Here is a 6,000-nt window from a genome sequence, read left to right as displayed (position 1 = left end):
GGCGACACACTCGCCCGCGACCTCACCCTCGACAGATCAGTACGCTACCAAGGACTGAACAACCAAAACTGTTCACGAAGTCGTGAGACATAACCGTTCACGAAGTCCTGAAACATGACAGGTCGTTAGAACGACCCGAATCACTCACGACCACAGGCTCCCCTTCACCAACTGGAGAGGCTGCATCAAGCCACGTTTGCCTTACCCACCAATAAGTCGGCGACATGGTGTGGCCCGCGGTGGTCGCTCACCGGCGAAGACTAGCTGTCCGTGAAGGCCTCCTTGAGGGACTCAGAGTCCCTCAAGGAGGCCTTCACGGACTTGGCCCACCGCCCACCGGTGAGCCTCAGGTGGGGGCGGCTCGGAGGGCCAGGATCATTTCGAAGCGCCGTTCGGGATCTGTCAGCCCGTCCGAGAACAGCGCTTCGAGTTCCTGAGCGCGCGACCGCACCGTCTGCGGGTGCACCGCGAGCCGTTCCGCCACCTCGCGGACGTTCCCGCAGGTCTCCAGCCACGCCAGGAGCGTCCCCGCGAGCCGCGAGTGCTGCTTCCCGGTGAGCCCGGCCAGCGGCCCGAGGCGTTCCCGCACGAGTTCCGCGGCGAGGAAGGGTTCCTTGAGCAGCCACAGCCGCGAAAGGTGGTCGGCGCACCACGTCACCGGTTCGTCGGGGAGGGCGCCGGATTCGACGAGCCGCAGGGCTTCGCGCGCCGCGCGCAGGGACCGCGCCGCGAAGACGGGCGGGACGGCGGGGCCGATCGCGACCCGGCGGCCGGCCAAGGCCTCGGCGAAGTGTTCCTGTTCGCCGGGTCCCGGTGCGGGCATCAGCAGACAGGGCGTACTGCTCTCGAAGTCGGTCAGGGCGTTCGAAGCAGCCGCCGGAGCTTCGTCCGACGGCTGGTCGAGGGCGACGGCGACGAGCAGTTCCGGTAGCCGCCACCGCGCCAGGTCGGCGGCTTCCTTGACCGCTTCGGGCGGTGACGGTGGTTCGGCGAGCAACATTTCCATCAGCCGATGACGTCGGCGTTCCAAGGCGCCGGCGGCCTTCTCCCGGGCTTCCGCGTGCCCTTCGACCGAGAGCGCCGACAGCTCGTCGATGTAGGCGAAGATGGCCTCCGCGAGAAGGCACAGCGTCGCCGACGGCACCCCTGTGCGACGTCCTGCCTCCGCCACCCGGCGCCAGGTCACCCTGGCACCGACCCGGTACGCGGCCTGCAGGACGTCGACGTTGCGGCCCTGGTGGAACTCCTGGACGCCCAGGCTCAGGAACACGATCCGGCGGTCCTCCGACGGCGCGTCCGGGTTGCCGATCCGGTCGAGGAACTGCAGGAACGCCATCTGGACACCGGTTTTGAGCGCCTTACCGAACGCGCCGTCCAACGGCCGCGCGTAGTCGGGGATGGTCCGCTGGATCTCGCGGACCACCTCACCGGCCACGTCGGCGAGCACCGGGCGCAACACCGCCGCCAGTTCTCTCGGCAGCAGTGCCCAGAGCTGGACGGGACGCCCGCTCGCTCCGCCCGGTCTCGCGGGCGTGAGGAGCGGGCCGTACGTCGCCTCGACCCCGCGACGGGCATCCTGCGGTCGGGTCACCTCGTCACCTCGTTGTGAGTGTTGTCAGCCGAAGGCGGCGTGAGCGGGGGTTCCGTCAGTCCTCGGCGAGCAAGGCTTCCGCACGCAGGGCGATCTCCATGTCCAGCCGATCGTCCGCGTTGTTCAGCCGATCGCCGAACAGATCGATGAGCTGGTGCATGCGGTATCGGACGGTCTGGGGGTGGACCTTGAGTTTCTTCGCGATTTCCGGGGCGCTTCCCCGGGACTGCAACCAGATCAGCAACGTCTCCCCGAGCCGCGTGCGCTGCTTGGGGGTGAGGTCGTTGAACGGGGCGAGGCTGCGCGCGCACAGTTCACGGACCAGGAACTCGTCCGCGAGCAGCCACAGGGTGGACAGGTGATCGCTGTACCGCGTGACCGGGTTGTCCGGCAGGACCCCGCGTTCGACCAGCCTTAGCGTGCGGCGGGCCCACATTAGGGAGCGTGGCGCTTCGGTGAGCCGCACGGCCGGGCCGATCACCGCCCGCCAGCCGGGGAGCCGCTCGGCGAGGTCCTTCAGGTGCTTGTCGGGGTCGCCGGTGACCAGGCAGGGCTTGGCGCCTTCGAGGTCGACCAGCACGGCGTTGTCCAGGTCGGGACTGTCGGGGTCCTGCGGCCCGGGACGGCGTTCCAGTGCGACGACGGTGACCTCGGCGGGCATCGCCCACTGAGCGTTCGCGGCGTGGGTCGCGATCGACTGCGGCGAGGACGGCGGATCGGACAGCATCAGTTCGAGCAGCCGTCGCCGACGTCTGGCTCTGGTGCCCGCCGCTCGTTCCTGAGCGGCCGTGTAGCCCTCGATCGACAGCGCCGAGATCTCGTCCACGTAGGCGAAGATCGCTTCCGCGGTGGTGCACAGGAGATCGGCGTCCGCTCCGATCGCCTGGCCGAACTCGGAGACGTGCCGCCAGGCGACCCGGCCGCCGACGCGGTAGGCCGTCTGCAGGCAGTCGAGACTGCGGCCCTCGTTGAACTCGACCCTCCCGAGATTGCGGAAGACCGTGCTCCATTTGTCGAGTGCCGTCGTCCCCTGACCGATGGTGTCGAGGCAGTGCAGGATCGCTTGACGAATACCCTGCGTGATCAGTTGGCCGAACGCGCCTTCGAGTGGCTGTGCGTATTCGGGGACCGCTCGTTGTACCTCCTGCAGGATCGCTCGGGCCATGGGGTCGACCCGCGGCCGGAATCGCTCACCCAGCTCGCGGGGCAGTTGCGCCCACAGTCCATTCGCGCCGGTGCTGCGCACGGGTCGGTTCTCCACTGGGGTTCTCGGTGCCGGCGTGAAGGCGCGCGGTCGCTGGACCGGACCCGGTGGCTGGCGGTGCGGGGTGGCGGGGTAGCGCACGTCGGGGTCAGGCCGTGCGGTCCGCAGATCGTGCCGCGAGAACCCGGTATCCAAGTCGGTCATGTTTTTATCCTTGTTAGCAACAAAATCAGCCTCTTCAACGGTGAAGCCGATCCAGATTTTGTGGCTCACGCAACATAAAATCCACCCGAGAGGGCTGTCAACGGATTGCGGGGCGTTGATCGTCCACCTGGATGGACTACACCCGAACGGGTGGTCCGATCCGGCGACGAGTGACATTTACCCATGACGGCGATGGGGCCCGGGTGACAACTTTTCCGGGGCCTTCCGAGGGGTCTTCGGGGGCGGTCCGGCCTGATCCGCCGCCTCGCTCGCTCGAACGAGGACCGCGACGACCTCTTCGAGGGTCAGCCGGGCGGGTTCGGTCTCGTCCAGGAAGCGCTCGAGCTCGGCACCGAACCGGACGGGATCGGACACATGTGGAAAGTGTTTCGCATTTTCGAACACCGTCAAGCGGCTACCTGGCAGCATTTCGGCCGTCTTTCGGCCGTGTTCGACCGGAATGAGCGGGTCGTGGGCGCCCCAGACGAGCAACGTGGGCACCTGCTGGGCGAGATAGAGCTTGTCGACCGCGCTCGCGCGCTGGCCCCTCAGGTCGATGAGGCTGCGCGCGATGAACAGGAACGCGCGCCGGCGGCCGGGGTCCGCCAGTGACGCCAAGTGACGAGTCAGCTCTCGGGTCTCGGGGGCGAGCTTGCCGCCGAGGCCGCGTCCGGCCGCCGCGATGCCGCGGGCGATCGCCAGGGTGACCGGGTTGACGGCGGCGGTCAGCGTCGCCTTGGCCCCGGGCAACGCCGTCGCGCGCAGAACGGAGGTCACCTGGGGTCCGAGCCCGGCGCTGCCCACGAGCACCAGCCGGGCGCACATCTCGGGGAACTGGTAGGCGAACTGCATCGCGATCCCGCCGCCGAGCGAGTGCCCGACGACCGTCGCCCGTGGATTCCCGGTGAGCGCGAGGAGGTCGCGGAGCACGCTGGCCATCGCCCCGAGGCCGTAGTCGGCCCGGGGCGCGCCGGAATCGCCGTGGCCCGGTAGGTCGGGAACGAGGACGCGGTGGCCGAAACCGGTGCGGTCGAAGTGTTCGAGCAGCGGAATCCAGGTTTCGCCGCTGCCCGAGATACCGTGCAGCAGCACGAGCGGTTCGTCCGAGCCGGCCGCGGTGGGCGGGAGGTATTCCCGCAGCCGGATTTCCTGCCCATGCAGGGTCAGTGCGCGCGCGTCGAGGACCATGTCCCGCCTTTCTGTGGTGAGGCGTCAAAATAACGTGAGAATCGGCCGGTTCGTCAGCGTGTCGCCGGACACGTCAATCAAGTGAGACCGGTGTGACAAGAAAGCCGTCGCAGACCCCGAGCCGAGTGCTAAAATCTGGTACGGCCGAACAATTGCGCATCGACATTTACCGGCTGTGCCGGTATTCAGGAAAGCGTCCGTAAACACCCGTCACCACGGGAGAAACGCATGGATGCGACGATGCCTCGTGCCGGATCGGCGGCCACGCTCTGATGGCCTGCCGGGCGGACTTCCACCTCGAACACCCGCGAGCGGGGCGCTCCCGCCGGGGCTGGCGATGGGTGCTGCCCACCGTCCAGGGACCGCGGCGGCGGGTCAGGCGCGTCAGTTCTCTGGTGAACCTTCGTCGCGGCGGTGGGCGCGCATGAGCCGCTGGGCGCGCAGCGCGAGCTGCATGCCCAGCCGGTCGTCGGCGTCCTTGAGCCGGTCGCCGAACAGTTCTTCCAGTTGCCGCAGGCGGTTGCGCACGGTCTGCGGATGGACGCCGAGGCGCTGTGCGATCTCTGGTGCCCCGCCGCGGGTTTCCAGCCACGCCAAGAGAGTCTCGCTGAGCCGCTTCTGCTGTTTCTCGCTCAGCGAAGTGAACGGGTCGAGACTCTGCTTGGCCAGTTCGGCGCCGAGGAAGTCTTCGGCGAGCAGCCACAGCGTGGCGAGGTGATCGCGGCACCAGATGACCGGGCCGGGCGCGTCGTCGCTGGTCAGCAGCAGTGCGCGGCGGGCGGTGCGCAGCGCGGCCGGGGCGTCGGCGAGCGGGACGACGGGGGAGACGGCGGCGCGCCAGCCGATCAGCTCGTCTTTCAGCGGGGCGAGGTCGGCGTCGGGATCGGCGGCCAGTAGATACGGTTCGGCGGCCTGGAGGTCGAGCAACACGCTGTCGTCCAGAAGGCCGGCCGGGAAGTCCTGCGCCCGCGGAGTGCGCTGGAGCGCGACCATGGCGGCGGTCTTCGGCACCCGCCAGCCCGCACCCTCGGCCAGGCTCGCGATGCTGCACGCGGAGCCTTCCGGTGCCTGTGCGATCAGTTCGAGGAGTCTGCGGCGACGGGCCGGAACGGCGCCGTCGGCCTTGGCCTGCGCTTCCTGGTAGCCCTCGATCGTCGTGGCGCACAGTTCGTCGACGTAGACGAAGACTGACTCCGCGGCGAGCGCGACGACGTCGGGCCCGACGCCGAGCCCGCGCACGATGGGCCGCATCGCGCGCCAGCCCGCGCGGGCGCCGATCGTCGCGCTGTCGTGCAGCGGTTCCAGGCTGCGACCTTCGGTGAACTCGATCCGCCCGCGCATGCGATAGAAGCCCGCCCAGGCGTCATGGCGGACGTCCGGATCGCCGATGCAGTCGACGTACTGCCGCACCGCCCGCTCGCAGGAGACGACCAGGACCCGGCCGAAGACACCGCGCAACGGCAGCGAATAGGCGTCGACCGAACGCTGCACCTCTTGGATCATCGCGGCCGCGGCGTGGCCGACGTAGGGCCGCAACGCCTTGCCGAGCGAGCGCGGCAACGTCGCCAGCATGCCGAAGCTGCGGTACTCGACCACGAAGACCACCTTCGATTTCGACGAACGGAGCGGCGGGAAACGTGAATCCCTTTGCACGACCGCGTCGGATTGGCGGGAACGGTGCAGGGAGTGTTTCTACTCGATCGGCCGACGGCGTGTACCACGAATGTGACGATGAATTGACGACGGATAGTCGCGGTACTCTTCGCCGTGCCACGGATGAGGGTTTCCGCGTGGCGCCTTTTGACACGGATGA

The 6,000-nt window shown here is 68.5% G+C and carries 4 protein-coding genes; all 4 read right to left on the bottom strand.

Features of this window, described 5'->3' with window-relative positions; translation table 11 throughout:
• Positions 1–346 precede the first annotated feature (346 nt).
• The 4 genes from ACLJRL_RS28380 to ACLJRL_RS28365 all read right to left on the bottom strand — a co-directional run bounded on the left by ACLJRL_RS28380 (position 347) and on the right by ACLJRL_RS28365 (position 5,792).
• Positions 347–1,591, bottom strand: a complete 1,245-nt coding sequence (locus ACLJRL_RS28380) for a PucR family transcriptional regulator (RefSeq protein WP_410659346.1) — start codon at positions 1,589–1,591, stop codon at positions 347–349.
• Between the two features lie 55 nt (positions 1,592–1,646).
• A complete protein-coding gene (locus tag ACLJRL_RS28375; RefSeq protein WP_410659360.1) occupies positions 1,647–2,837 on the bottom strand; it encodes a helix-turn-helix domain-containing protein in 1,191 nt (396 codons plus the stop codon).
• Positions 2,838–3,176: 339 nt separating this feature from the next.
• Positions 3,177–4,187, bottom strand: a complete 1,011-nt coding sequence (locus ACLJRL_RS28370) for an alpha/beta fold hydrolase (RefSeq protein ID WP_410659345.1) — start codon at positions 4,185–4,187, stop codon at positions 3,177–3,179.
• A gap of 384 nt (positions 4,188–4,571) precedes the next feature.
• Positions 4,572–5,792 (bottom strand): helix-turn-helix domain-containing protein, encoded by a 1,221-nt coding sequence (locus tag ACLJRL_RS28365; protein ID WP_410659344.1) that lies wholly within the window; start codon positions 5,790–5,792, stop codon positions 4,572–4,574.
• Between the last annotated feature and the right edge of the window lie 208 nt (positions 5,793–6,000).

The sequence above is a fragment of the Amycolatopsis sp. lyj-112 genome (genome assembly GCF_046549055.1).
Classification (GTDB): domain Bacteria; phylum Actinomycetota; class Actinomycetes; order Mycobacteriales; family Pseudonocardiaceae; genus Amycolatopsis.
This window is presented reverse-complemented; position numbering and strand designations above follow the sequence as displayed.

Coding starts and splice junctions, on each gene's coding strand:
- ACLJRL_RS28370 (WP_410659345.1), bottom strand. CDS start 4,187: ATGGTCCTCGACGCGCGCGCACTGACCCTGCATGGGCAGGAAATCCGG.